Source organism: Streptomyces sp. NPDC047043 (assembly GCF_040644055.1).
In the GTDB taxonomy this organism is placed as follows: Bacteria; Actinomycetota; Actinomycetes; order Streptomycetales; family Streptomycetaceae; genus Streptomyces.
The window spans coordinates 133,714-159,513 of the sequence record NZ_JBEYVO010000018.1 but is presented as its reverse complement, the minus strand read 5'-3'; the positions used below and the strand labels follow the sequence as shown (position 1 = coordinate 159,513).

Annotated in this window: 25 protein-coding genes; 21 read left to right on the top strand and 4 right to left on the bottom strand. The window is 71.1% G+C overall.

The genetic code is table 11. From position 1 onward, the window contains the following. The first annotated feature begins 49 nt into the window (after positions 1-49). The 8 genes from ABZ880_RS27775 (at position 50) to ABZ880_RS27740 (ending at position 8,590) form a co-directional block, all read left to right on the top strand. Positions 50-1,126, top strand: a complete 1,077-nt coding sequence (locus tag ABZ880_RS27775; RefSeq protein ID WP_361267773.1) for a nitronate monooxygenase — start codon at positions 50-52, stop codon at positions 1,124-1,126. After that, positions 1,123-1,869 (top strand): 16S rRNA (uracil(1498)-N(3))-methyltransferase, encoded by a 747-nt coding sequence (locus ABZ880_RS27770; RefSeq protein ID WP_361267771.1) that lies wholly within the window; start codon positions 1,123-1,125, stop codon positions 1,867-1,869. Before ABZ880_RS27775 ends, ABZ880_RS27770 begins: the two co-directional genes overlap by 4 nt. 18 nt (positions 1,870-1,887) lie before the next feature. Beyond that, a complete protein-coding gene (locus ABZ880_RS27765) occupies positions 1,888-2,280 on the top strand; it encodes a VOC family protein (protein ID WP_361267769.1) in 393 nt (130 codons plus the stop codon). 73 nt (positions 2,281-2,353) lie between these two features. Then, a complete protein-coding gene (locus ABZ880_RS27760) occupies positions 2,354-2,920 on the top strand; it encodes a hypothetical protein (protein ID WP_361267767.1) in 567 nt (188 codons plus the stop codon). Between the two features lie 45 nt (positions 2,921-2,965). Then, positions 2,966-6,190, top strand: a complete 3,225-nt coding sequence (locus ABZ880_RS27755) for a PDZ domain-containing protein (protein WP_361267765.1) — start codon at positions 2,966-2,968, stop codon at positions 6,188-6,190. Between the two features lie 124 nt (positions 6,191-6,314). Continuing rightward, on the top strand, positions 6,315-6,668 hold the full coding sequence (locus tag ABZ880_RS27750; protein WP_361267763.1) for a histidine triad nucleotide-binding protein: 354 nt from the start codon (positions 6,315-6,317) through the stop codon (positions 6,666-6,668). A gap of 6 nt (positions 6,669-6,674) precedes the next feature. Then, positions 6,675-7,580, top strand: a complete 906-nt coding sequence (locus tag ABZ880_RS27745) for a ribonuclease Z (protein ID WP_361267761.1) — start codon at positions 6,675-6,677, stop codon at positions 7,578-7,580. Between the two features lie 20 nt (positions 7,581-7,600). Further along, on the top strand, positions 7,601-8,590 hold the full coding sequence (locus ABZ880_RS27740) for an adenosine deaminase (RefSeq protein ID WP_361267759.1): 990 nt from the start codon (positions 7,601-7,603) through the stop codon (positions 8,588-8,590). On the opposite strand, the gene ABZ880_RS27735 is transcribed toward ABZ880_RS27740, so the two are convergent. Continuing rightward, entirely contained in the window at positions 8,587-9,822 is a 1,236-nt protein-coding gene (locus ABZ880_RS27735; RefSeq protein ID WP_361267757.1) for an MFS transporter, read from the bottom strand. The genes ABZ880_RS27740 and ABZ880_RS27735 overlap by 4 nt on opposite strands. A gap of 197 nt (positions 9,823-10,019) precedes the next feature. Next, entirely contained in the window at positions 10,020-10,826 is an 807-nt protein-coding gene (locus tag ABZ880_RS27730; protein ID WP_361267755.1) for an IclR family transcriptional regulator, read from the bottom strand. Between the two features lie 105 nt (positions 10,827-10,931). Here ABZ880_RS27730 and ABZ880_RS27725 point away from each other — a divergent pair, with 105 nt between their 5' ends. From ABZ880_RS27725 to ABZ880_RS27670, 12 genes are all read left to right on the top strand, one after another. After that, on the top strand, positions 10,932-11,870 hold the full coding sequence (locus ABZ880_RS27725; protein ID WP_361267753.1) for a 5-dehydro-4-deoxyglucarate dehydratase: 939 nt from the start codon (positions 10,932-10,934) through the stop codon (positions 11,868-11,870). Further along, on the top strand, positions 11,867-13,156 hold the full coding sequence (locus tag ABZ880_RS27720; RefSeq protein ID WP_361267751.1) for a glucarate dehydratase family protein: 1,290 nt from the start codon (positions 11,867-11,869) through the stop codon (positions 13,154-13,156). Before ABZ880_RS27725 ends, ABZ880_RS27720 begins: the two co-directional genes overlap by 4 nt. Positions 13,157-13,234: 78 nt before the next feature. Beyond that, a complete protein-coding gene (locus tag ABZ880_RS27715) occupies positions 13,235-14,614 on the top strand; it encodes an MFS transporter (RefSeq protein WP_361267905.1) in 1,380 nt (459 codons plus the stop codon). Between the two features lie 114 nt (positions 14,615-14,728). After that, positions 14,729-15,895: a PfkB family carbohydrate kinase gene (locus ABZ880_RS27710; RefSeq protein ID WP_361267749.1), complete on the top strand. Its 1,167-nt coding sequence runs from the start codon at positions 14,729-14,731 to the stop codon at positions 15,893-15,895. Between the two features lie 156 nt (positions 15,896-16,051). Beyond that, the gene (locus tag ABZ880_RS27705) at positions 16,052-17,125 is read left to right on the top strand and encodes a PhoH family protein (protein ID WP_361267747.1); all 1,074 of its coding nucleotides are present in this window, start codon (positions 16,052-16,054) and stop codon (positions 17,123-17,125) included. A 14-nt stretch (positions 17,126-17,139) separates the two neighbouring features. Beyond that, complete coding sequence (gene ybeY / locus ABZ880_RS27700; protein WP_361267745.1) at positions 17,140-17,637, top strand: rRNA maturation RNase YbeY; 498 nt, start codon at positions 17,140-17,142, stop codon at positions 17,635-17,637. Beyond that, a complete protein-coding gene (locus tag ABZ880_RS27695) occupies positions 17,634-18,935 on the top strand; it encodes a hemolysin family protein (RefSeq protein ID WP_361267743.1) in 1,302 nt (433 codons plus the stop codon). The genes ybeY and ABZ880_RS27695 overlap by 4 nt, the downstream gene beginning before the upstream one ends. Before the next feature lie 43 nt (positions 18,936-18,978). Beyond that, positions 18,979-19,338, top strand: coding sequence for an MmcQ/YjbR family DNA-binding protein (locus ABZ880_RS27690; RefSeq protein ID WP_361267741.1), 360 nt, complete (start codon positions 18,979-18,981; stop codon positions 19,336-19,338). A gap of 119 nt (positions 19,339-19,457) precedes the next feature. Beyond that, entirely contained in the window at positions 19,458-19,811 is a 354-nt protein-coding gene (locus ABZ880_RS27685; RefSeq protein ID WP_361267739.1) for a cytidine deaminase, read from the top strand. Between the two features lie 212 nt (positions 19,812-20,023). Then, positions 20,024-20,500, top strand: coding sequence for a hypothetical protein (locus ABZ880_RS27680; RefSeq protein WP_361267737.1), 477 nt, complete (start codon positions 20,024-20,026; stop codon positions 20,498-20,500). Positions 20,501-20,650: 150 nt separating this feature from the next. After that, positions 20,651-21,967 carry a beta-xylosidase gene (locus ABZ880_RS27675; protein ID WP_361267735.1) on the top strand — a complete coding sequence of 439 codons (1,317 nt, stop codon included), beginning with the start codon at positions 20,651-20,653 and terminating at the stop codon, positions 21,965-21,967. 55 nt (positions 21,968-22,022) lie between these two features. Next, positions 22,023-23,039, top strand: coding sequence for a DUF916 domain-containing protein (locus tag ABZ880_RS27670; RefSeq protein ID WP_361267733.1), 1,017 nt, complete (start codon positions 22,023-22,025; stop codon positions 23,037-23,039). Here the strand turns inward: ABZ880_RS27670 and ABZ880_RS27665 are convergent. Then, on the bottom strand, positions 22,933-23,271 hold the full coding sequence (locus tag ABZ880_RS27665) for a P-II family nitrogen regulator (RefSeq protein WP_351470799.1): 339 nt from the start codon (positions 23,269-23,271) through the stop codon (positions 22,933-22,935). The genes ABZ880_RS27670 and ABZ880_RS27665 overlap by 107 nt on opposite strands. Continuing rightward, a complete protein-coding gene (locus tag ABZ880_RS27660; protein ID WP_361267730.1) occupies positions 23,268-24,578 on the bottom strand; it encodes an ammonium transporter in 1,311 nt (436 codons plus the stop codon). Before ABZ880_RS27660 ends, ABZ880_RS27665 begins: the two co-directional genes overlap by 4 nt. A gap of 176 nt (positions 24,579-24,754) precedes the next feature. Between ABZ880_RS27660 and era the strand changes: the two genes are divergently transcribed. After that, positions 24,755-25,723: a GTPase Era gene (gene era / locus ABZ880_RS27655; protein ID WP_361267728.1), complete on the top strand. Its 969-nt coding sequence runs from the start codon at positions 24,755-24,757 to the stop codon at positions 25,721-25,723. Positions 25,724-25,800: the final 77 nt, after the last annotated feature.

Sequence of the window (25,800 nt, the reverse complement as noted above, 5' to 3'; positions counted from 1 at the left end):
GGGGACGGCCGGATTCGGACTTGTTCGGAGGACGTGACAACATGCCGTCATGTCCTCCGCGCTGACCGATCTCTTCCCTCATCCGATCGTGCAGGCCCCCATGGCGGGCGGTGTCTCCGTGCCGCATCTGGCCGCCGCCGTGTGCGAGGCCGGCGGGCTCGGGTTCCTCGCCGCCGGGTACAAGACGGCCGACGGCATGTATCAGGAGATCAAACAGCTCCGGGGGATCACGAGCCGCCCCTTCGGCGTGAACCTGTTCATGCCGCAGCCCGAGTACGCCGACCCCGGCGCCGTCGAGATCTACTCCCACCAGCTGGCCGGCGAGGCCGCCTGGTACGAGGCCGAGCTCGGCGACCCGGACAGCGGCCGGGACGACGGCTACGACGCCAAGCTCGCCGTGCTCCTGGACAACCCGGTGCCGGTGGTCTCCTTCCACTTCGGCGTGCCGAGCCGCGAGATCCTCGAGGCCCTGCGCGGTGCCGGAACCTTCACCCTGGTCACCGCGACCACCGCCGAGGAGGCCCTCGCCGTGCAGCGGGCCGGCGCCGACGCGGTGATCGCGCAGGGCGTCGAGGCCGGCGGCCACCAGGGCACGCACCGTGACCTCCCGGAGAACGACGGCTCCGGCATCGGGCTGCTCTCCCTGATCGCCCAGGTCCGCGAGACCGTGACCATCCCGATCGTCGCCGCGGGCGGCATCATGCGCGGCGGCCAGATCGCCGCGGCCCTTGCGGCGGGCGCGAGCGCGGCCCAGCTCGGCACGGCGTTCCTCGCGACGCCGGAGTCCGGTGCCAACGCCGTCCACAAGCAGGCGCTGACCAACCCCCTTTTCACGCGTACGGAGTTGACGCGCGCGTTCTCCGGCCGCCCGGCCCGCGGGCTGGTCAACCGCTTCATGCGCGAGCACGGCCCCTATGCCCCGGCCGCCTACCCCGAGGTCCACCACATCACCTCGCCGATCCGCAAGAAGGCCGCCGCGTCCGGCGACGCGCAGGGCATGGCGCTGTGGGCAGGCCAGGGCCACCGTATGGCCCGCGAGCTGGCCGCCGGGCGGCTGGTCGAGGTGCTGGCCGCCGAAATCGACGCCGCGAAGACAGCGTTGTCCGCCAAGGGCGACCTGCGATGACGGCGCCGGTGTTCGTCGTCGAGCAACTCGCAGGCACCGGAGGGCAGTTCGTCCTCGACGGCCCCGAGGGGCGGCACGCGGTCTCCGTGAAGCGGCTGCAGCCGGGCGAGGCGGTCGTCCTCACCGACGGCGCGGGACGCTACGCCGAGTGCGAGGTGATCGCCGCCGAGGGCAAGGACCGGCTGATCGTCCATGTGACCTCGGTGTCCGAGGATCCGGAGCCCGCGCCCCGTATCACCGTCGTCCAGGCCCTGCCCAAGGGCGACCGGGGCGAACTGGCCGTGGAGACCATGACCGAGGTCGGCGTCGACGCCATCGTGCCCTGGCAGGCGGCCCGTTGCATCACCCAGTGGAAGGGCGAGCGCGGTCTGAAGGCGCTCGGCAAGTGGCGGGCCACCGCCCGCGAGGCCGGCAAGCAGTCCCGTCGGGTCCGCTTCCCCGAGGTCGCGGACGCCGCGACGACCAAGCAGGTTGCGGCACTTCTCGCCAAAGCCGACCTCGCCGCCGTGCTCCACTCCGACTTCGAGCACGGCAGCGCGCCGCTCGCCACCGCCGAACTCCCCGACCGGGGCGAGATCGTGCTGGTCGTCGGCCCCGAAGGCGGCGTATCCAAGGACGAGTTGGCGCTCTTCGAGGAGGCGGGCGCGAAGGCGTACGTGCTGGGGCCTACCGTGCTGCGTACATCGACCGCCGGAACCGCGGCCGCGGCCCTGCTCCTGGGCCGCACCGGCCGCTGGTCCTGACACCCCAGGGGGAACACCGTGGAACTCGCCCAAGTCCGCCTCCTCGTCAGTGACTTCGCCGCCTGCTACCGCTTCTACGCCGAGGTCCTCGGCCTCAAGCCCCAGTCGGGGGCGGCCAAGGGCCCGTACGAGAAGTTCAGCCCGGCCACCGGCTCGGCGGGCATCGCCCTCCAGGACCGCTCGATGATGGCCGAGATCCTGGGCGAGCTCGGCGACGAGGCCTCCGGGCACCGTTCCCTGGTCGTCCTGCGCGTCGACGACCTGAACACCTACTGCGAACAGATCGCCTCCCGGGGCGCCACCCTCCTGCACGGCCCGTCCGCGATGACGGACCGCATGCGGGTGGCTCATCTCAAGGATCCGGAGGGCAACTTGGTGGAACTGCAGGAGTGGCTGCTGCTGCGGGGCTGACGGCGCCGACGCGGCGCTTTCGTGACCGTATGCGCTCTACCGCGCGGACGCGCACGGTGGCAGGCTGCCGTCCATGGGGGCATTGAGGCGGATTTGGCGCCGGCCGCGGGGACGACGGGTCGCGGCCGTGGCGGTGCTTGCGGTCGTGGCCGTCGGCGGAGTCGTGGCGTGTGATCCGGGAGCGATGAGTTCCGCTTCCGTGGCGTACACCACCGACCAGACCGCGACGAAGGAGCTGGAGAACCAGCACGTGGACGTGCAGTGGCTGAGCTGCACGGCCAACTACGGGAACAACAACAAGGCGTACACGCCGGGCCAGTCGACGCCCTCGGCGAGTGAGACGACCATCGCCAACGTCGACTGCCAGGGGCAGACGAAGGACGGCCGGGAGATCACCGTCACCGGTCAGGTCACCCGCGCGGTCGATGGTGCATGCGTCCGCGGTGACCTCACCGCCAAGGTGGCCGGCAAGACGTGGTTCCACGTGACGGGGCTCGGCAACTGCAACGCGACCCCCTCACCGATCACCAACCCCAGCAACGGCAATGGTCAGCAGCCCGGCGCAACCGTCACCGTGACCGTCACCAAGACCATCTGGTGCAAGGGCGATCCGCAGTGCTGGCCCGTCGAGGGCAAGTGATCGGAACCTCTGTCCGCGGATGCCGCCCTTGCCTAAGGTGATCAGGTGACTGAGCCCGAAGCGACGGCATCCCCGGCGTCCCCCGCCTCCTCGTATCTCCGGTTCCCGCACGTGCACGGCGACTCGGTCGCCTTCACCGCCGAGGACGACGTCTGGCTCGCGCCCCTCGACGGCGGCTGGGCACGCCGGGTCAGCGCCGACAACGTACCGGTGACCCAGCCGCGCATCTCGCCCGACGGCACCACCGTCGCCTGGACCTCCACCCGCGACGGCGCCCCCGAGGTGCACATCGCGCCGGTGGCCGGTGGACGCTCCAAGCGCCTTACCTACTGGGGCAGTTGGGGCACCCGGGTGCGCGGCTGGACCCCCGACGGACAGGTCCTGGTCACCAGCGCCCAGGGCCAGGCGAGCTCACGCCGCACCTGGGCCCGCGCCGTCCCGCTCGACGGCGGACCGGCCACCACCCTGCCGTACGGCCCCGTCGGCGGGCTGGCGTACGGCCCGCACACGGTGCTGCTGACCGCGCCGATGCAGAGCGAGGCCGCCTGGTGGAAGCGCTACCGGGGCGGCACGGCGGGCAAGCTGTGGATCGACCGCGCCGGCGACGGGGAGTTCGTACGGCTGCACGAGGAGCTGGACGGGAACATCGAGCACCCGGTGTGGGCGGGGGAGCGGGTCGCGTTCCTGTCCGACCACGAGGGCACCGGCGCTCTGTACTCCTCCCTCGCCGACGGCTCCGACCTGCGCCGGCACACCCCCCTCGACGGCTTCTACGCCCGCCACGCGTCCGGCGACGGCACCCGGGTCGTCTACTCGGCCGCCGGTGAACTGTGGCTGCTCGACGACCTCGACGGCGCCGAACCGCGCCGGCTCGACATCCGGCTCGGCGGGCCGCGCCCCGACCTGGAGCCGTTCCCGGTCAACGCCTCCCGCTGGTTCGGCTCCGCCGCCCCCGACCGCACCGCGCGCGGCAGCGCGGTCTGTGTCCGCGGCGCCGTCCACTGGGTCACCCACCGCTCCGGCCCGGCCCGCGTGCTGGCAGCCGAGCCCGGCGTACGGGCCCGGCGGCCGCGCACCTTCCGCGTCGAGGGCGAGGAGTGGGTGGTGTGGGTGACGGACGCCGAGGGCGACGACGCCCTGGAGTTCGCCCCGGCGACCGGCCTCGCACCCGGCGCGACCCCGCGCAGGCTCGCCGCCGGACAGCTCGGCCGCGTCCTGGAGCTCGCCGTCGCGCCCGACGGCAGCCGCACCGCGGTCGCCTCGCACGACGGACGGCTGCTGCTCGTCGAGCGCGAGTCCGGCGAGGTGCGCGAGGTGGACCGCAGCGAGCACGGCGAGGTGTCCGGCCTTGCCTTCTCGCCCGACTCGGCGTGGCTCGCCTGGACCCACCCCGGCCCGCGCCCGCTCAGCCAGCTCAGACTCGCCAACACCACCGATCTGTCGGTCACCGAGGCCACCCCGCTGCGCTTCCAGGACTACGACCCCGCCTTCACCCTCGACGGCAAGCACCTCGCCTTCCTCTCCAGCCGCTCCTTCGACCCGGTCTACGACGAGCACGTCTTCGACCTCGCCTTCGTCGTCGCCTCCCGCCCGCACCTGATCACGCTCGCGGCGACCACGCCCTCGCCGTTCGGCCCGCAGCGCCACGGCCGCCCCTTCGACGCCCCGGACAAGGACGAGACGCCGGACAGCGAGGGCACCCCCACCACCCGGATCGACCTCGAGGGCCTGGCCGACCGCATCGTGCCGTTCCCGGTCGAGGCCGCCCGCTACACCACCCTGCGGGCCGCGAAGGACGGTGTGCTGTGGCTGCGCCACCCGGTGCGCGGCGTCCTCGGCGCCTCCCGCGCGACCCCCGACGCGCCCGACCCCAAGACCGAGCTGGAGCGCTACGACCTGGTCCAGCAGCGCATCGAGTACCTCGCCGCCGACGCCGACCACTTCGTCGTCAGCGGCGACGGCAAGCGCGTCCTGCTGTGGACCGACAGCAAGCTCAAGGTCGTGCCCAGCGACCGGCGCGCCTCGAACGACGAGGACAGCGACTCGAACGTCACCGTCGACCTCACCCGCGTCCGGCAGACCGTCGACCCGGCCGCCGAGTGGCGGCAGATGTACGAGGAGACGGGCCGCATCATGCGGGACCACTTCTGGCGGCCCGACATGAGCGGCGTCGACTGGGACGGCGTCCTCGACCGCTACCGCCCCGTCCTCGACCGCGTCGCCACCCACAGCGACCTCGTCGACCTGCTCTGGGAGGTCCAGGGCGAGCTCGGCACCTCCCACGCGTACGTCCAGCCGCGCGGCGGCCACGGCAACGGCGCCCGCCAGGGCCTGCTCGGCGCCGACATCTCCCGTCACGAGGACGGCAGTTGGCGCGTGGACCGCATCCTGCCCGCGGAGACCTCCGACCCGGAGGCCCGCTCCCCGCTCGCCGCCCCCGGCGTCGCGGTCCGCCCCGGCGACACGATCGTCGCCGTCGCCGGGCACCCCGTGGACCCGGTGACCGGCCCCGGCCCGCTCCTGGTCGGCACGGCGGGCAAACCGGTGGAACTGACGATCTCTCCCTCCGGCGGCGGCGACGTACGGCACGCGGTCGTCGTGCCCATCGCCGACGAGGTGCCGCTGCGCTACCACGCCTGGGTCGCCGACCGCCGGGCCTACGTCCACGAGAAGTCCGGCGGCCGGCTCGGCTACCTCCACGTCCCCGACATGCAGGCCCCCGGCTGGGCCCAGATCCACCGCGACCTGCGCGTCGAGGTCGCCCGCGAGGGCCTCGTCGTCGACGTCCGCGAGAACGCCGGCGGCCACACCTCCCAACTCGTCGTCGAGAAGCTCGCCCGCCGGATCGTCGGCTGGGGCATGCCCCGCGGCATGCAGCCCTACAGCTACCCCGAGGACGCCCCGCGCGGCCCCGTCGTGGCCGTCGCCAACGAGTGGTCCGGCTCCGACGGCGACATCGTCAACGCGGCCATCAAGGCCCTCGGCATCGGCCCGGTCGTGGGCACCCGCACCTGGGGCGGCGTGATCGGCATCGACAGCCGCTACCACCTGGTCGACGGCACCCTGATCACCCAGCCCAAGTACGCGATCTGGCTCGAGGGCTACGGGTGGGGGGTGGAGAACCGCGGGGTGGACCCGGACGTGGAGGTGGTGCAGCGGCCGCAGGATTACGAGGCGGGGAGGGACGCCCAACTGGACGAGGCAATCCGGCTCGCGCTGGAGACGCTGGAGGAGCGGCCCGCGAAAACACCGCCGACGATGCCGACCTGAAGGGGCGCGGGGCTGTATCGATTTGCGGCTCCGCCGCGTGGGCGAGACCAGCCACGAATCACCCGCAGCCGACGACGATACGATGCCCCCCGTAAACCGCCGCCCAACCCCCGGAGGGACCCGCATGGCTGGGGAGCCGCAGGACGACTGCCTGTTCTGCAAGATCGTCGAGGGCCATGTCCCGGCGACGATCGTCCGCGAGACAGAAACCACCGTCGCCTTCCGGGACATCAACCCGCAGGCCCCCACGCACGTCCTGGTGATCCCCAAGGCGCACTACAAGAACGCCGCCGAGCTCGCCACCGCCGAACCGGCCCTCGCCGCCGACGTCCTGCGCGAGGCCCAGTCCGTCGCCGACGAGGACAAACTGGAGAGCTACCGCATCGTCTTCAACACCGGCGCCGGCGCCGGCCAGACCGTCTGGCACGCCCACGCACACGTCCTCGGCGGCCGCGGCCTGCAGTGGCCCCCCGGGTAACTCGCCGTGTCCGTACGTGAATTGGTGGTCCTCGGCACCGCCAGCCAGGTCCCGACCCGGCACCGAAACCACAACGGCTACCTGCTGCGCTGGGACGGCGAGGGCATCCTCTTCGATCCCGGCGAGGGCACGCAGCGTCAGATGCTGCGCGCCGGGGTCGCCGCGCACGACCTGAACCGCATCTGCATCACCCACTTCCACGGCGACCACTCCCTCGGTCTTGCGGGTGTCGTCCAGCGCATCAACCTCGACCGGGTGCCGCACGAGATCACCGCGCACTACCCGAAGTCCGGCAAGCGGTTCTTCGACCGCCTGCGCTACGCCACCGCCTACCGCGAGACGGTCGACCTCACCGAGGCCCCGGTCGAGTCGGACGGCCCCGCGGCCGTCACGCCCTCGTACACCCTCGAAGCCGTGAAGCTCTCGCACCCCGTCGAGTCCTACGGCTACCGGCTGATCGAACCCGACGGCCGCCGCATGCTGCCGGACCGTCTCGCCGCGCACGGCATCAAGGGCCCGGACGTCGGCCGCATCCAGCGCGAGGGCGTCGTCGACGGCGTGGCTCTGGAGGACGTCAGCGAAGTGCGCCGCGGCCAGCGGTTCGCGTTCGTCATGGACACCCGTCTGTGCGACGGCGTCCACGCGCTGGCGGACGGCTGCGACATGCTCGTCATCGAGTCGACGTTCCTCGACGAGGACACCGACCTCGCGGTCGAGCACGGCCACCTGACCGCGGGCCAGGCGGCGACCGTCGCGCGCGAGGCGGGCGTACGGCATCTGGTCCTCACGCACTTCAGTCAGCGCTACACCGACCCCGACGAGTTCGAGCGGCAGGCAAGGGCCGCCGGCTTCGAGGGCGAGTTGACGGTGGCGCACGATCTCCTCCGGGTGCCGGTTCCGAAACGGCGGTAAAACACCCGTACGATGCTGCGATGCCCCTCCCCAAAGCAGAACTGCACCTCCACATCGAAGGCACCCTGGAGCCGGAGCTGGCCTTCGAGCTGGCCGCCCGCAACGGCGTCGAGCTGCCGTACGCCGACACCGACGAGCTCCGCAAGGCGTACGACTTCGAGGACCTCCAGTCCTTCCTGAACCTGTACTACGAGCTCATGGCCGTCCTGCGCACCGAGCGGGACTTCGAGGACCTGGCGGGCGCCTATCTCGCCCGCGCCGCCGCGCAGGGCGTGCGGCACGCGGAGATCTTCTTCGACCCGCAGGCGCACATCGCGCGCGGGGTCCCCATGGGCACGGTCGTCGAGGGGCTGTGGCGGGCACTGGGGAGCAGCGAGGCGAACCACGGCATCTCCACCAAGCTGATCCTCTGCTTCCTGCGCGACGAGTCCGCCGAGTCGGCCCTCGAGACCCTGGAGGCCGCGAAGCCGTACCTGGACCGGATCACGGGCATCGGCCTCGACTCGGCCGAGGTCGGGCACCCGCCGGTGAAGTTCCGCGAGGTGTACGAGGCCGCGGCCGAGCTGGGGCTGCGGCGGGTGGCGCACGCGGGCGAGGAGGGCCCGCCGGAGTACATCACCGAGGCCCTCGACGTCCTCGGCATCGAGCGCGTGGACCACGGGCTGCGGTGCATGGAGGACCCGGCTCTGGTCGCCCGCCTGGTCCGCGACCGCATCCCGCTGACCCTGTGCCCCCTCTCCAACGTCCGCCTGCGCACGGTCGACACCCTCGCCGACCACCCGCTGCCGGCCATGCTCGACGCGGGCCTGCTCTGCACGGTCAACTCCGACGACCCGGCCTACTTCGGCGGCTACGCGGGCGACAACTTCGAGGCCGTGCACAAGACCCTGGGCTTGTCTCACGACCGGCTTCGCGAACTGGCCCGCAACTCCTTCCTCGCGTCCTTCCTGGAGGACGACGAGGAGCGGCGGGCACGGTATCTCGCCGAGGTGGAGGCATACGCCTTCTAGGCGGCCGTCGTGTCGTAGGCGTGCTGTTGGGCAGGCGCCTCCACCGGGATCTCGACGACCGGGAGGGGGCGCCTTCCCGTTCCCCGGGCCACGGCCGTCATCGGTACGGCGATCACGAGCAGCCCGGCGGCGAGCGCCACACCCATCACCGGGAACCCGGCCTGCGCCGACAGCAGGCTGCCCGTCAGCGGTCCCGCGGCGGTCCCCAGCGAGGACGCCGAACCGACCAGCACCGCCCAACGGCCGCGCGGATCCAGGGAGGCGGCCAGTCCGATCACGTACGACAGCACGACCGGGTAGAGCAGGTTCCAGGCGATCTCGCCGGTCGCGAAGGTGGTCAGGTCGGTCGCGGACGCGCTGAGGACGATGCAGGCCGAGATGAGAGCCGTACCGGTTCCGATGGGCACCGCCAGGCCGAGTCGCGGCCCGACCGCGCCCGCGCCGACGACTCCCAGCAGTCCTGCGCCGAGCGCCACCGCGAAGACCGCCCCCACGGTGGTCTCGGACAGGTGCGCCTGGGTGAGGCCGATGCGGCCGCTGACGCCCCAGAGGGCGTTCTGGACGAGGGACCAGCACAGCAGGGTGGCGGCGAGGACGAGGCCCGAGCGGGGGTGGGGGAGGGGCGTCCTGTCGTCGTGCTGCCCGGTCTGCGGGGCGGTTGTACGGACCGGGAGACGGCCCGTCAGGGGCCAGACGGCGAGCGCGGTGAGTGCGATGGCGGCCAGGGGTTGTCCATGGCCCGGGCCGAGGTGCGGCACGGTCAGATACACGACGCCCGCCAGCGCCGAGACGCAGAGCAGGCCGAGCGTGGTCACCCGGTGGGGATCGCTCCCCGACGCTCGAACACCCTCGCGCGGGGGGACCCCCATGGCGGCGATCCCGGTGGCGGCGACCGTCGTGGCCGTACCGGATCCGAAACCGCCGACGAGCGCGCCGACGACGACGGCCGGGACGGCGCTGCTGAGCGCGGCGCCCCCGTAGCCGACGACCGCGAGCACCAGCCCGATGCGGGCGAGCGTGCGCGGGCCGACACGGTCGACGCGGGAGGCGAGCAGGAACCCGGCCGCGGCCGAACTCAGCAGCAGCGCGCTGCCGATGGCACCCGCCTGGGTGGCGGACACCGGCAGCCCCGAATCCAGACGGCCGACGGTGGTCGGCAGCAGATACGGAGCGAGATACCCGGCCGTGAAAAGGGCGACGAGGGGCCAGGGGGTGGTGCGAGGGGCGAACACGGGCGTTCCCAGGGCATGCGAAAGCGGCTCAGAAAAAGGGGGTTGGGCGACGACCGTCGACGGACAGGAACGCGCGAAGAATTTGTATCAAGCACGCGGTTCCGGAAGAAGAGTGGGGGGTGTGATGTGGGGCACTTTGTGTTTCGGGTGGGGACGGCCGGGTAAACGAGCGCGCCCCACCTCGGAGGGCCTGCCCGCTAGCGCCAGTGCGGCGCGCCACCCGCGCCCGGCGCCGTCGCCTCGATCTTCGCCCTGATCTCCCGCATCACCGCCACGATCCGTTCCTCGTGCTCCGGTGTCAGCCGAGCCACCGGTACCGAGCAGCTGATCGCGTCCTGGGCGGGGGCGTCGTAGCGCAGGGCGAAGCCGAAACCGACGATGCCCGCGACGCCCTCCTCGCGGTCGACCGAGTAGCCGCGGACACGGATCCGCCCGAGGTCGGCGGCCAGTGACTCGCGGGTCGTGTGGGTGTTGGGGGTCAGCGCCTCGTACGGGCCCTCGGAGAGGTCGGCGTCGGGCCGTTCCGCGAGCAGTGCCTTGCCCAGCGCGCCCACGTGCGCCGGCAGCCGCCGCCCCACCCGGCTGATCGTCCGCAGGTACTCGTGCGACTCCCGCGTCGCGAGGTACGCCACGTCCCGCCCGTCCAGCCGCCCCAGATGGATCGTCTCGCCGAGCGCCTCCGACGCCTCGTCCAGATACGGCCGTACGACACGCACGCGCGGGTCGGAGTCCAGATAGCTGGTGCCGGTGAGCAGGGCGTGGATGCCGATGCCGTACAGCGAACCGGTGATGTCCGTACGCACCCAGCCCCGGCTGATCAGGGTCTGCAGCAGCGCGTACATCGAGCTGCGCGGCACGCCCAGCTCGTCCGCCAGCTCCTGCAGCCGCGCCGGACGGTCGCCGCGCGCGGCGAGCAGTTCCAGCAGCTCGACCGTCCGTGCGGCCGACTTCACCTCGCGGACGCCCCCGGTCTCGCTCGCGGCCCCGCCACCCGTCTCCGACATGAGCCGATCGTAATCGGCCACCCCCGACCCATTGACGCCCGGTGTTCGTGTATCTAACCTCCATCTTCATACATGGATGATGTCTACATAGGGAGATGGTCGAGGGTGAGCCTCGATACGGACACGGTCCGGCGGTTGCGGGACGGCATGGCGGGCGGCGTGCTGTCGTTCCCGCTCACGAGCTTCCACGACGACGGCTCCCTCGACGTCGACGGCTTCCGCGCCCATGTCGCGGCGCAGATCGCCACCGCCCCCGGCGCCGTCTTCCCCGCCTGCGGCACCGGCGAGTTCTTCTCGCTGGACGAGGACGAGTACCGGCAGGTCGTGACCGTCGCCGTGGAGGAGGCGGGCGGGCGGGTGCCCGTCGTCGCCGGTATCGGATACGGCTGGGCGCAGGCCGTACGGTTCGCGCGCATCGCCGAGGAGGCCGGCGCCGACGCGCTGCTCGTCCTGCCGCACTACCTGGTCGCCGCCCCGCAGGACGGCCTGGTGGCGCAGGTCGAGCAGATCGCGGCCCGCACATCGCTCCCGCTCATCGCCTACCAGCGCGGCCAAGTCGCCTTCACCGCCGCCTCGTTGAGGCGCATCGCGGACATTCCCAACGTCGTCGGCCTCAAGGACGGCCACAGCGACCTGGACCGCCTCCAGCGCCTCACCCTCGCCGCACCCGAGGGCTTCCTCTTCTTCAACGGCGCCTCGACCGCCGAGATCCAGGCCCGCGCCTACGCCACCGTCGGCGTCCCGGCCTACTCCTCCGCCGTCCACGCCTTCGCCCCCGAGATCGCCAACGCCTTTTTCGGCGCCCTGCGCGACGGCGACGACAAGAAGGTGGAGCGGCTGCTGCGCGACTTCTACGTCCCGCTCGTCGAACTCCGCGACCGGGTACCGGGATACGCCGTGTCCCTGGTGAAGGCGGCGGCCCGGCTGCGCGGCCGCCCCGTCGGCCCCGTCCGCGCCCCGCTCACGGACCCGTCGGCCACCGACCTGGCCGACCTCAAGACCCTCCTGACCACCGGACTCGACCTCGTGGGAGCCTCCCTGTGAACCTCACCATCACCGACGTACGGCTGACGCCGATCCTGGTCGCCGACCCGCCACTGCTCAACACGCAGGGCGTGCACCAGCCGTACACCCCGCGGCTGATCGTGGAGGTGGTGACGGCCGACGGGATCACGGGCGTCGGCGAGACGTACGGCGACACCAAGTACCTGGAGCTGGCCCGCCCCTTCGCCGAGAAACTCGTCGGCCGCCAAGTGTCCGACCTGAACGGCCTGTTCACCGTTGCCGACGAGGTCGCCGTCGACGACTCCCGGGTCTCCGGGCAGGTCGACGTCGGGGGACTGCGCGGCGTCCAGACCGCCGACAAGCTGCGGCTGTCCGTCGTCTCCGGCTTCGAGGTCGCCTGCCTCGACGCCCTCGGCAAGGCGCTCGGGCTGCCGGTGCACGCGCTGCTCGGCGGCAAGCTGCGCGACGCGGTGGAGTACAGCGCGTACCTGTTCTACAAGTGGGCCGACCACCCCGAGGGCGTGGCCTGCGAGAAGGACGACTGGGGCGCCGCGGTCGATCCGGCCGGGGTGGTGGAGCAGGCCCGGCTGTTCAAGGAGCGGTACGGGTTCACCTCGTTCAAGCTCAAGGGCGGTGTGTTCCCGCCGGACGAGGAGATCGCCGCGATCCTGGCCCTCGCCGAGGCCTTCCCCGGGCACCCGCTGCGCCTGGACCCCAACGGCGCCTGGAGCGTGGAGACCTCGCTGAAGGTGGCCAAGGAGCTCGGGGACGTCCTCGAGTACCTGGAGGACCCGGCGCTCGGCACGCCCGCCATGGCCGAGGTCGCCGCCGCGACCGGCGTACCGCTCGCCACCAACATGTGCGTGACGACCTTCGCCGAGATCAGGGAAGCCTTCACCCGCGATGCCGTCCAGGTGGTCCTCTCCGACCACCACTACTGGGGCGGCCTGCGCAACACCCAGCAACTGGCCGCGATCTGCCGCACGTTCGGCGTCGGCATCTCCATGCACTCCAACACCCACCTGGGGATCAGCCTGGCCGCGATGACCCACGTCGCGTCCACCGTCCCGGGCCTCCACCACGCCTGCGACTCCCACTACCCCTGGCAGTCGGAGGATGTCCTCACCGAACGCCTGACCTTCGAATCCGGCAAGGTCACCGTCTCCGACGCACCGGGCCTCGGCGTCGAACTCGACCACGACAAGCTGCAGTTCCTGCACCAGCGATGGCTCGACGACGACGGTGCGCTCCGCGAGCGCGACGATGCGGCGGCGATGCGCGTCGCCGACCCCGAGTGGGTCACCCCGGCCGTCCCCCGCTGGTAACGCCCCTTTTCCCCGCTGCTGCTTCCCCCTTCCCCCTGCTCACGACCGGAGCCGCTCGTGTCCGCAGTAGTCCCCGAAGTGCACCCGCCCGCCGTCCGATCCGCCATCCGCAAGATCTTCCGCCGAGTGGTCCCGCTGTTCTTCGTGATGTTCGTCGCGAACTACATGGACCGCGTCAACCTCGGCTTCGCCCAGGACGAGTTGCGTGCCGACGTAGGACTGTCGGCCGCCGCCTTCGGTCTCGGTGCCGGCATCTTCTTCATCGCGTACGCCATCTTCGAAGTCCCCTCCAACATGCTGATGGAGCGCTTCGGCGCCAAGGTCTGGCTGACCAGGATCATGATCAGCTGGGGGATCGTCGCCACCGCGATGGCCTTCGTGAACAGCGCCGGCATGTTCTACGCCCTGCGCTTCCTGCTCGGCGTGGCGGAGGCGGGCTTCTTCCCGGCCGTCATCTACTACTTCAGCCGCTGGCTGCCGGACTCCCACCGGGGCCGCGCCACGTCGATCTTCCTGATGGGCTCCGGCACGGCGACGGTCATCGTGGGACCGATCTCCGGCGCACTCCTCGAGATGCACGGCATCTGGGGCCACTCCGGCTGGCAGTGGATGTTCTTCGTCGAGGGCGTCTTCTCCGTCGTACTCGGCTTCGTGGTCTTCCGCTTCCTCGACTCCGGTGTCGAGACGGCGAGTTGGCTGACCGAGGAGGAGAAGCGGGAGCTGGTGGCGGTCATCGACGCGGAGCAGGACGGCCGCGACACCGCCCGCGCCAAGGTCTCCCGCTGGAAGCTGCTGGCCGACCCCCAGATGCTGCTGTTCCTCTGGATCTACTTCGCGATCAACGTCGCCCTGTACGCGGTGACCTTCTGGCTGCCGTCGATCGTGGACGACATCGGCGGGCTCGGCGACTTCCAGGTCGGGCTGCTGACCGCCGTCCCCTGGCTGTGCGCGATCGCCGCGGTGTACGCCGCCGGGCGGCTCTCGGACCGTATCGGCAAGCGGCGCCCGGTGCTCGTCGCGCTGCTGGTCCTCGGCGGCTGCGGCACGCTGCTCGCGGTGTTCGTGTCGCCGTGGGTGAGCCTCGGGGCGCTCTGCCTGGCCGCGATGGGCTTCAAGCCGGCCTCGCCGATCTTCTGGACCATCCCGCAGAGCTACCTCGACGCCCGGGCCGCCGCCCCCGGCATCGCGCTGATCAACTCCATCGGCAACCTGGGCGGCTTCGTGGCCCCCACGGCCTTCGGGATCATCGAGGACACGACGGGCTCGACCAAGGGCGGCCTGGTCGGCCTGACGGTCGTCGGCTTCCTGGCCGCGCTGAGCGTCCTGCTGGTCCGCGGCGGCGGCCGCAACGACCGGATCCGCACCGGCCGGGCCCCCGCCCCGAAGGCCGCGGCCCCGGCCCCCGAGGCGACCCCGGGCGCGGCCCGCACGACGCACCCGGGACCCGCGACGGCCTGACGCGAGGCCCGCCCCTACAGGCTGACGCGAAGGACGGCTGCGGCGTGAGCGCCGACACGTTGTCGGTGGTGTGGTGCACACTGGCCTGATCCGCACCATGTCAGGGAGTGCACCGTGATCGCGCCCAACGCGTCCACCGGAAAGGGACCGTCGACCACCACAGCGGGATCGGCCTGCCAGGCCCAGGTCGACCCCCTCGCCGCCCTGCGCACACCGGACGATCCCCCCTGGGACGTGTACCTGACCGGCCCCGTCTTCCTCGACATCATCTTCACCGGGCTCGACTCCGCCCCGGTGCGCGGGACCGAGTCCTGGGCGCGCGGGATGGGGTCGAGCCCCGGCGGCGTCGCCAACATGGCCACGGCCCTGGCCCGCCTCGGTCTGCGGACGTCCCTCGCGGCGGCCTTCGGCGACGACCACTACGGGGAGTACTGCTGGGACGCGCTGGAGCAGGGCGAGGGCATCGACCTCTCCACCTCGCGCACGGTCCCCGGCTGGCACTCCTCGGTCACGGTCTCGATGGCGTACGAGGGCGAGCGCACGATGGTCTCGCACGGCCACGAGCCGCCACCGGAGGCCGCGTTCGTCCGGGCGGGCTCGCCGGGCGCCCCCGACAGCTCGCCCCGCGCGCGTGCCGCCATCGCCTCCCTCACGCCCGGCAAGCGCGCACCCTGGATCGCCGAGGCCGCCGGCCGAGGCACCCGCATCTTCGCCGACGTCGGCTGGGACGACACCGGCGCCTGGGACCTGGCGGGCCTGCCCGACCTCGAACACTGCGAGGCGTTCCTGCCGAACGCGGAGGAGGCGATGCGGTACACGGGCGCCGCGACCCCCCGCGCCGCCGCCCACGCCCTCACCGAACACGTACCGCTCGCGGTGGTCACCCTCGGTGCGGAGGGGGCGTACGCCGTCGACGGACATACGGGAGAGACGGCCGAGGTCCCCGCCATCGCGGTGGAGGCCCTCGACCCGACCGGTGCGGGCGACGTGTTCGTCGCCGGCTTCGTCACCGGCACCCTGGCCGGCTGGCCGCTGGCCGACCGGCTCGCCTTCGCCGGGCTGACGGCGGCCTTGTCCGTGCAGGAGTTCGGCGGGTCCCTGTCGGCGCCGGGCTGGTCGGAGATCGGGGCGTGGTGGCGGGAGGTGCAGTCGGTGCAGGCGCAGGATCCTGCGGCGCTGCAGCGGTACGGGTTCCTGGAGCGGTTGGTCCCGGGGGAGGAGCCGGCGAGACCGTGGCCGTTGCGCAGGGCCGTGCCGACGATCGGGTTCAGGTCGGCCTGAGGCCGGCTGCGTCCGGCGACGGCATGTGAAACACAGGCCGCCGAAAAGCCCTACGGCGTTGTCAGTCCCCCGGCGTACGCTTGAAAACGTCAAGGCAGCCCAAGCGGCTGGCGTGTCGTGATCGAGGAGGACGAGCAAGGCCTACAGAGCCGGCCCATGACTCAGACACCCACAGCTCACACTCCCGCGCAGGGGCAGGCGAGAGCACATTTCACCGTCCCCGCCCAGCACCCCATGGTGACCGTCCTGGGGTCCGGCGACTCCCTTCTGCGCGTGATCGAGAAGGCCTTCCCGGCGGCCGACATACACGTCCGGGGAAACGAGATCAGCGCGGTCGGCGATGCCGCGGAAGTCGCCCTCATCCAGCGCCTGTTCGACGAGATGATGCTGGTGCTCCGCACCGGACAGCCGATGACGGAGGACGCAGTGGAACGCTCGATCGCCATGCTCAGAGCGAGTGAGAACGGTGAGAGTGACGGCCAGGAGACCCCGGCCGAGGTACTCACCCAGAACATCCTCTCCTCGCGCGGCCGCACGATCCGCCCCAAGACCCTCAACCAGAAGCGGTACGTCGACGCGATCGACAAGCACACGATCGTCTTCGGCATCGGCCCCGCCGGTACGGGCAAGACCTACCTCGCCATGGCCAAGGCGGTGCAGGCCCTGCAGTCCAAGCAGGTCAACCGCATCATCCTGACCCGGCCCGCGGTCGAGGCGGGCGAGCGGCTCGGCTTCCTGCCGGGCACGCTCTACGAGAAGATCGACCCCTACCTGCGCCCGCTGTACGACGCACTGCACGACATGCTGGACCCGGACTCGATCCCGAGGCTGATGGCGGCCGGGACCATCGAGGTCGCACCGCTGGCATACATGCGTGGCCGCACCCTCAACGACGCCTTCATCATCCTGGACGAGGCCCAGAACACCTCGCCCGAGCAGATGAAGATGTTCCTCACCCGCCTCGGCTTCGACTCGAAGATAGTGATCACGGGTGACGTGACGCAGGTCGACCTGCCCAACGGCACCAAGTCGGGTCTGCGCCAGGTCCAGGAGATCCTCGAGGGCCTCGACGACGTCCACTTCTCGCGCCTCACGTCCCACGATGTCGTACGGCACAAGCTCGTCGGCCGTATCGTCGACGCGTACGAGAAGTACGACAGCAAGCACGGCACCGAGAACGGCACCCACAAGGGCGGCCGGGGCAGGCAGTCCGGGCACAAGGGGAAGTAGACAGACACCGCACCATGTCGATCGACGTCAACAACGAGTCCGGAACCGAGGTCGACGAGCAGGCGATCCTCGACATCGCCCGCTACGCACTCGCGCGGATGCGCATCCACCCGCTCTCCGAGCTCTCGGTGATCGTCGTGGACGCCGACGCCATGGAGCAGCTGCACATCCAGTGGATGGACCTGCCCGGCCCCACGGATGTCATGTCCTTTCCGATGGACGAGCTGCGTCCGCCGTCGAAGGACGCCGAGGAGGCTCCGCAGGGTCTCCTCGGCGACATCGTGCTCTGCCCCGAGGTCGCCAAGAAGCAGGGTGAGGAAGCGGCCACGCAGCACTCCATGGACGAGGAGCTCCAACTGCTCACCGTCCACGGCGTGCTGCACCTTCTCGGGTACGACCACGAGGAGCAGAGCGAGAAGGCCGAGATGTTCGGCCTGCAGGCAGCCATCGTGGACGGCTGGCGCGCGGAGAAGGGCCTGACCGGCCCGTCCCCGGCCCCGACCGTCTCATGAGTCCGCAGATCGTCGCGGGCGCGATCGCGCTGGTCGTCGTCGCCTGGCTCGCCGCCTGTGCGGAGGCGGGCCTCGCGCGCGTCTCCAGCTTCCGCGCCGAGGAGGCCGTGCGCAGCGGCCGGCGCGGCAGCGCGAAGCTCGCGCAGGTCGCCGCCGACCCGACCCGCTATCTCAACGTCGCCCTGCTGGTCCGCGTCGCCTGCGAGATGGCGGCCGCGGCCCTGGTGACGTACGCCTGTCTGCAGGAGTTCGCCGGCACCACCCGCGCCCTGCTGGTCGCGATCGGCGTGATGGTCCTGGTGTCGTACGTCGCCGTCGGGGTCTCCCCGCGCACCATCGGCCGGCAGCACCCGCTGAACACGGCGACGGCGGCGGCGTACGTCCTCGTGCCCCTGGCCAGGATCATGGGCCCGATCCCCAACCTCCTGATCCTGATCGGTAACGCGCTCACTCCCGGCAAGGGCTTCCGCCGCGGCCCCTTCGCCTCCGAGGCGGAGCTGCGGGCGCTGGTCGACCTGGCGGAGGCGGAGTCGCTGATCGAGGACGAGGAGCGCCGCATGGTGCACTCGGTCTTCGAGCTGGGCGACACCCTCGTACGGGAGGTCATGGTCCCCAGGACCGACCTCGTCGTCATCGAGCGCTACAAGACGATCCGCCAGGCGTTGACGCTCGCGCTCCGCTCCGGCTTCTCCCGCATCCCGGTCACCGGCGAGAGCGAGGACGACATCGTCGGGATCGTGTACCTGAAGGACCTGGCGCGCAAGACGCACATCAGCCGCGACGCCGAGTCCGAACTCGTCTCGACGGCCATGCGCCCGGCGGCCTTCGTCCCCGACACCAAGAACGCCGGCGACCTGTTGCGCGAGATGCAGCAGGACCGCAACCACGTCGCCGTCGTCATCGACGAGTACGGCGGCACGGCCGGCATCGTCACCATCGAGGACATCCTCGAGGAGATCGTCGGCGAGATCACCGACGAGTACGACCGCGAACTCCCGCCCGTGGAGGACCTGGAGGACGACCGCTACCGCGTCACCGCCCGCCTCGACATCACCGACCTCGGCGAGCTGTACGGCCTCGACGAGTACGACGACGAGGATGTGGAAACGGTCGGCGGCCTGCTCGCGAAGGCCCTGGGCCGCGTGCCCATCGCGGGCGCGTCGAGCGTCGTGGAGCTTCCCGACGGTCGCGAACTCCGCCTCACCGCCGAGGCCGCGGCCGGACGCCGGAACAAGATCGTGACGGTGCTGGTGGAGCCGGTGGGATCGGCCGATTCCAAGGAGGGGCAGGACGAGTGACGGACGCCCACGGCCGCCCGGAGACCGGCGAGGAGACCCCCGTATGACCCCTCAGGAACTGCGCGCCTTCTGTCTGTCCTTCAACGCGGCCGTGGAGGACTTCCCCTTCGCGCCCGAGATCTCGGTCTTCAAGGTGTTGGGCAAGATGTTCGCCCTCTCCTGGCTCGACAACCGCCCTCTTACGGTCAACCTCAAGTGCGACCCCGAGGACGCGGTCCGGCTGCGGGCCGACCACCCGGGTCTGATCATTCCCGGGTACCACATGAACAAGCGGCACTGGAACACCGTCACGGTCGACGGTGAGCTCCCGGACCGGCTGGTCCGGGAGCTCGTCGAGGACTCGTACGACCTGGTCGTCGCCGGGCTGCCGCGCGCCGAGCGCCTCAGACTCGACCGGCCCTGAGCGCACGCCCGTCCCGACGACGAGGGTTTCCGGACACGGCCGGCCGAACTGACCGGGGCGCCGCGGGGCGATGTACCCCGTGGCCGGATAGCGGCCCCACCGGTACGTATGCTCGGCTCATGACCGACAGCAGTGCGCTTGATCCCGAGGACCGCAAGATCGTCACCCTGGCCCGTTCCGCGCGGGCCCGCAACGGCGTGCCCGAGGGTGCGGCCGTACGGGACGACACCGGCCGTACGTATGTCGCCGGCACCGTCGAGCTGCCCTCACTGAAGCTGAGCGCGCTGCAGACCGCGGTGGCCATGGCGGTGGCGTCCGGCGCGAAGTCCCTGGAGGCGGCGGCCGTGGTGACGGAGGCCGAGTCGGCCTCCGACCAGGACCGGGCCGCGGTGGCGGACCTGGGCGGAGCCCGGACGCCCGTGCTGGTCGCAGGGCCCGACGGCACGGTTCGGAGCACCGTGACCGCAGGCTGAAAACCGGCCGCTTCAGACTCGTCCGGAATTCGTCCTTGCCGTTTCTCCATCCCACGCGCATCAATGGAACCGGTAGTTCCGACGGACCGTCAGATTCGCCCTGCCACCCCCCACGCGGCGTACCGCACCACGCCGCCCGACGGCCCGGTCGGACCTCTCCCATCCATCCCCACATGGCAGTTCCCAGCTTCGGGAAGGGAGCCGGATCCCCAATGAGAGCCAAACGAACAGGTATGGGTGCGGCAATGGCGGTGGGGGCCCTCGCGGCCGTCTCGCTCGCGTTCGCGCCCAGCGCCCTCGCCGTCACCCCCGACACGGCGACGATCAACGCGGACTGCGGAAGCTTCGGCAGCGGTGCGGCCACGCTCACGGCCACCCAGGACGGCACGGCGGCCACCATCACCGTCACGTCGGCCGTGACGGCGCCGATCGCCCTGTCGCAGGACTCGATCTCCTCCACGCTCACCCTCGTGAACAACACGACCGGTGGCACCAGCGTCTTCAGCGGGACGAAGAACCCCGCGATCGCCGCCGGTGACCCCGTCACCGTCGGTCCCCTCGACGGCACTGTCGCCTCCGGCGACAGCCTTGAGGCCTACGGCGGCTCGCTGCAGCTGACCGTCCTCGGGATCACCGTCACCTGCACGGCGACCGGTCTGCAGTCGCCCGGACCGTTCGTCTTCGACTGAGCCGCGGCACGAACTCACCTGTGTGGACCGTCGGTTCGCGAACCTGTGGAACTGACGGTCCATCAGTTCAGTTGCGGCGTCTCCATTGACTTCTCACGCAATCCACACATCAATGCCCCCAGTGAGCGCACGAGAAGAGGGGGCACACCCATGGGTCCGATCACCCGAAGACGCCGCTGGGCGTCTCTGCTCGGGGCGACCGCGCTCGCGGTCACCGCGGGCGGCGCGCTGGCCTGTCCGGCCAGCGCCTCCACCAACGTGGACTTCGCCACGCACTGCATCCCGCCCGCCGTCGCCGGCATCCCGCCGATCGACGGCACGACCACCGCCAACGTCTCGGTGGACAACACCAGTCCGAAGGTCGGCGACACCGTCACCGTGACCTACACGGTCGTCAAGCCCGCCGCCAGCAACCCCACCGCCATCGCCCTGCCGGCCGACATCATGACGCCCACCGGCAAGGTCACCCTCGGCGGTGCGCAGACCGGTGACGTCACGGTCGCCGGGCCCAAGAAGAACGACCCGGTGCCGGGCAACGGCGCCTTCCCGTCGTTCTCCATGACCGGCACCTTCAAGGTCACCGCGGCCGGATCGATCACGCTCTCGCCCGGCGACTACAACATCCACACCAGCTACATCCTCGAGCTGGACACCCCCTGCACGGTGACCAACCCGCCCGCCCCGGTCTCCGAGACCGTCACGGCGACGGACGCCACCCCGGTCAACAACCGTGCCATCTCGCTGGGTTCGCCCTCCGGGAACGCCGGTGACAGCGTGACCGTCAACGGCAGCAAATTCACGGCGGGCGCGACCGTCACCCTCGCCGGACGCTCCGGGGACACCCAGACCGCGGACACGGCGACCGTCACCGCCGGCACCGACGGCTCCTTCAGCGGCTCGCTCGTCGTCAACGACAAGACGACGACGGGTGTGGTGGCGTACGAGGGAAGCGCCTGGAGCGCCGACAAGGGGGCCGGGCCCGCGGCCTACGTCGTCAACGACAACACCCCCGTTCCCGACGGCAGTCAGAAGCTGACGACGACCGTGAAGGCGGGCACGCTGTCCATGTCCCAGGCCGGGGACTCCGTCGCGCTGTCGGCGGTCGACTTCGGCAAGGGCGGGGCCTCGACCGGTGCCCTGAACGCCGTCAGCGTCAAGGACTTCCGCGGCGGACCCGCGGGCTGGTCCCTGACCGGCAAGGTCACCGACTTCACCGGTCCCGGTGCCAAGATCGATGCGGGGAAGCTGAGTTGGACGCCTGCCTGTGCCACCAAGGCGGGCAGTCCGAGCACGTGTCAGGCGGGCTCGGCGGGCACGGTGGGCAGTTCGGGCGCGACCCTGGCGTCCACACCCAACGGCACGCTGACCGGCGGCGAGTTCACGGCGGATGCCGGGCTCTCCCTGGACGTACCGGCGTTCACGCCCCCGGGCGCGTACTCCGGCGTCCTCACCCTCACACTCAGCTGACCGTACGGGCGTCCGCACCCGCCCGTCCATTCCGTACACGTGGGGGTCCGCACCCATGAGAAAGCTCTACGTCCTCCTGCTGGGCCTGCTCCTCGCGAGCCTGGGCGTCTCAACGCCCGCACAGGCCGCCGACAACGGCAGTTGGTCCGTCTACCCCGTCTCCTCCAAGGTCGCGGCCCGCCCGTACTTCTACCTCTCCGCCGATCCGGGCACGACCATCGAGGACAACGTGGTCGTCGCCAACAAGACCGCCCGGCCGATGACCTTCCGCCTCTACGCGGCCGACGCGTACAACACCCCGCGGGACGGCGGCTTCGCCGTGAAGACCGTGAAGGAGAAGCAGCGGGGCGTGGGTGCCTGGGCCAAGCCCGCCAAGTCCCGCGTGACGGTGCCGCCGCACGGCAAGGTCACCGTCCCCTTCACGCTGGACGTACCTCAGGGCGCCGAACCCGGCGACCACCCGGGCGCTCTGGTCGCCCTCGACGAACGGATCGACAAGGGTGACGGCTCCCTCGCCCTCGGTGTGCAGCGCGCCGTCGCCGCCCGCGTCTACCTCCGCGTCGGCGGCCCGACCCTCCCCGCGATCGCCGTCGAGAACGTCCACGTGGTCCACCACCAGCCGCTCGTCCCCGGCCTCGGCGACAGCGCGGCGACGATCTCCTACACCCTGCACAACACCGGAAACGTCACCCTGAACCCGAAGGTGGAGCTTCGCGCGGAGGGCCTCTTCGGCCGTACGCTCCTGTCCCGCGACCTCTCCCGCATCCCCTCCGAGCTGCTGCCCGGCCAGCGCGTCCACCTCACCGAACCGTGGCGCGGCGCGCCCCAACTCGACTGGGGCGACGTCACGTTGACGGCGAGCGCGACGGACACGCGGAACTCGCAGAGCGCGTCGTTCTTCGCACTGCCGTGGCTGGTGGCGGTGGTCCTGCTCGTGGTGGCGGTCGTGGGGGTCGTGCTCGTGGTCAGAGCGCGTCGGGGCCGCGCTCTCCCGTCCGTACCCGTACGACCGTCTCGACCGGCAGGGCCCACACCTTCCCGTCCCCGATCTTCCCCGTCTGTGCGGCCTTGACGATCGCGTCGATCACGGCGTCCGATTCCGCGTCCTCGACGACGACCTCGATACGGACCTTGGGGACGAGGTCGACCTGGTACTCGGCGCCGCGGTACACCTCGGTGTGGCCGCGCTGCCGGCCGTACCCGCTGGCCTCGGTCACGGTCAGACCGTGCACGCCGAGTTCCTGGAGGGCGGTCTTCACCTCGTCGAGGCGGTAGGGCTTGACGATCGCGGTGATGAGCTTCATGCCTGGCTCTGGACCTTCTGCGCGGAGGAGAGGACGGAGGACGAGACCGGGGCGCCGTGGCCCAGGACGCCGTGATCGTATGCGGTCTCGGCGTGCACCGTAAGGTCCAGGCCGGTGTGCTCCTGCTCCTCGCTGGCGCGCAGGCCCATCGCCTTGTCGATCAGCTTGCCGATGCCGTACGTCGCGAGGAAGGCGTACGCGGCCACGACGACCACGGCCACGGCCTGCTTGCCGAGCTGGGTGAGCCCGCCGCCGTAGAGGAGGCCCTCGGCGCCACCGGTCATCGCCTTCTCCGCGAAGACGCCGATGAGCAGGGTGCCGATGATGCCGCCGACCAGGTGGACACCGACGACGTCGAGCGAGTCGTCGTAGTTGAGCCTGAACTTCCAGCTCACGGCGTACGAGCAGACGACACCGGCGGCGAGGCCGACGACCAGGGCGCCGAGCAGGGAGACGGACCCGCAGGACGGTGTGATCGCGACCAGGCCCGCGACCGCGCCGGAGGCCGCGCCCAGAGTTGTCGGATGTCCGTCGCGCTTCTGCTCGACGAAGAGCCAGCCGAGCAGGCCGGTGCAGCCGGCGGCGAGGGTGTTGAGGAAGGCGGCGGCCGCGAGGCCGTTGGCGCCGAGGGCGGAGCCGGCGTTGAAGCCGAACCAGCCGAACCAGAGGAGACCGGCGCCCAGCATCACCATGGGGAGGTTGTGCGGGCGCATGGCGTCCTTCTTGAAGCCGAGCCGCGGGCCGATGACCAGGCAGAGCGCCAGTCCCGAGGCGCCGGAGGTGATCTCGACGGGAAGACCGCCGGCGAAGTCGAGGGCGCCGAGGCGGTTCGCGATCCAGCCGCCGGGGCCCCAGACCCAGTGGGTGACGGGAACGTATACGAGCAGCGCCCAGACGGGGACGAAGACCAGCCAGGCGCCGAACTTCACACGGTCCGCGATCGCGCCGCTGATGAGGGCGGCGGTGATGATCGCGAAGGTGAGCTGGAACGTGGCGAAGAGGAGGGTGGGGACGGTGCCCTGCACGCTGTCGGGCCCGAGACCGGCCATCCCGGCGTGCTTCAGCCCGCCGATGAGTCCGCCGCCGATGTCGTCGCCGAAGGCGAGCGAGTAGCCGGCGGCCAGCCACACCACCGTGACCAGGGCGATCGACACGAAGCTCATCATCAGCATGTTGAGGACGCTCTTCGTGCGGACCATGCCGCCGTAGAAGAGGGCGAGGCCCGGGGTCATCAACAGGACGAGGGCGGTGGCGGCGAGCAGCCAGGCGGTGTCACCTGTGTCTACGTGCGCTGCGGCGAGGGTCACGGTCGTCTCCAACGAGGTGGGGGCTCGTCAGAGGTTCACCGGGGTGCGTTTCCGGATGTGCACGTGCGTGTTTCCGTGATGTTTCGTTGCGTGGAGGTTTCCTGAATCTCACAGGGTGGACGGCGATCGCTGGGTGATCGCTCGGTTGTACGGCGGGGCTCTTTGGATCAGGGAGAATGGGCGTCATGAGCGTTCGTAGTCAGTCATCCGAGCCGTCGGCGTCGTCGGCGGCACCCCACCGCGCCGGCTTCGCCTGCTTCGTGGGCCGCCCCAACGCGGGCAAGTCCACCCTTACGAACGCTCTGGTCGGGCAGAAGGTGGCGATCACCGCGAACCAGCCGCAGACGACGCGGCACACGGTACGGGGGATCGTGCACCGGGAGGACGCCCAGCTGATCCTGGTCGACACCCCTGGGCTGCACAAGCCGCGCACGCTGCTGGGGGAGCGGCTCAACGACGTCGTACGCACCACCTGGGCCGAGGTCGACGTGATCGGCTTCTGCCTGCCCGCGAACGAGAAGCTCGGCCCCGGTGACCGCTTCATCGCGAAGGAGCTGGCGTCGATCAAGAAGACGCCGAAGATCGCGATCGTCACCAAGACCGACCTCGTGGACGGCAAGACGCTCGCCGAACAGCTCATCGCGATCGACCAGCTCGGCAAGGAGCTGGGCTTCGAGTGGGCGGAGATCGTGCCGGTGTCGGCGGTCGGCGACAAGCAGGTGGACCTGCTGGCCGATCTGATCGTCCCGCTCCTCCCGGAGGGGCCCGCCCTCTATCCCGAGGGCGACCTCACCGACGAGCCCGAGCAGGTCATGATCGCGGAACTGATCCGGGAGGCCGCGCTCGAGGGCGTACGCGACGAACTCCCGCACTCCATCGCGGTCGTGGTGGAGGAGATGCTCCCGCGCGAGGACCGCCCCGCCGACAAGCCCCTCCTCGACATCCACGCCTTCGTCTACATCGAGCGCCCCAGCCAGAAGGGCATCATCATCGGCCCCAAGGGCAAGCGCCTGAAGGAGGTCGGCATCAAGAGCCGCAAGCAGATCGAGGCACTGCTCGGCACTCCTGTGTTCCTCGACCTCCACGTCAAGGTCGCCAAGGACTGGCAGCGGGATCCTCGGCAGTTGCGGAAGCTGGGGTTCTGAGCGGGGTGCGGCGGGGCCGCATGCGGCTGAGGGCGGTCGGCGGCGAGTCACGGAAGCGGATCGAGGCACTGTTGGGG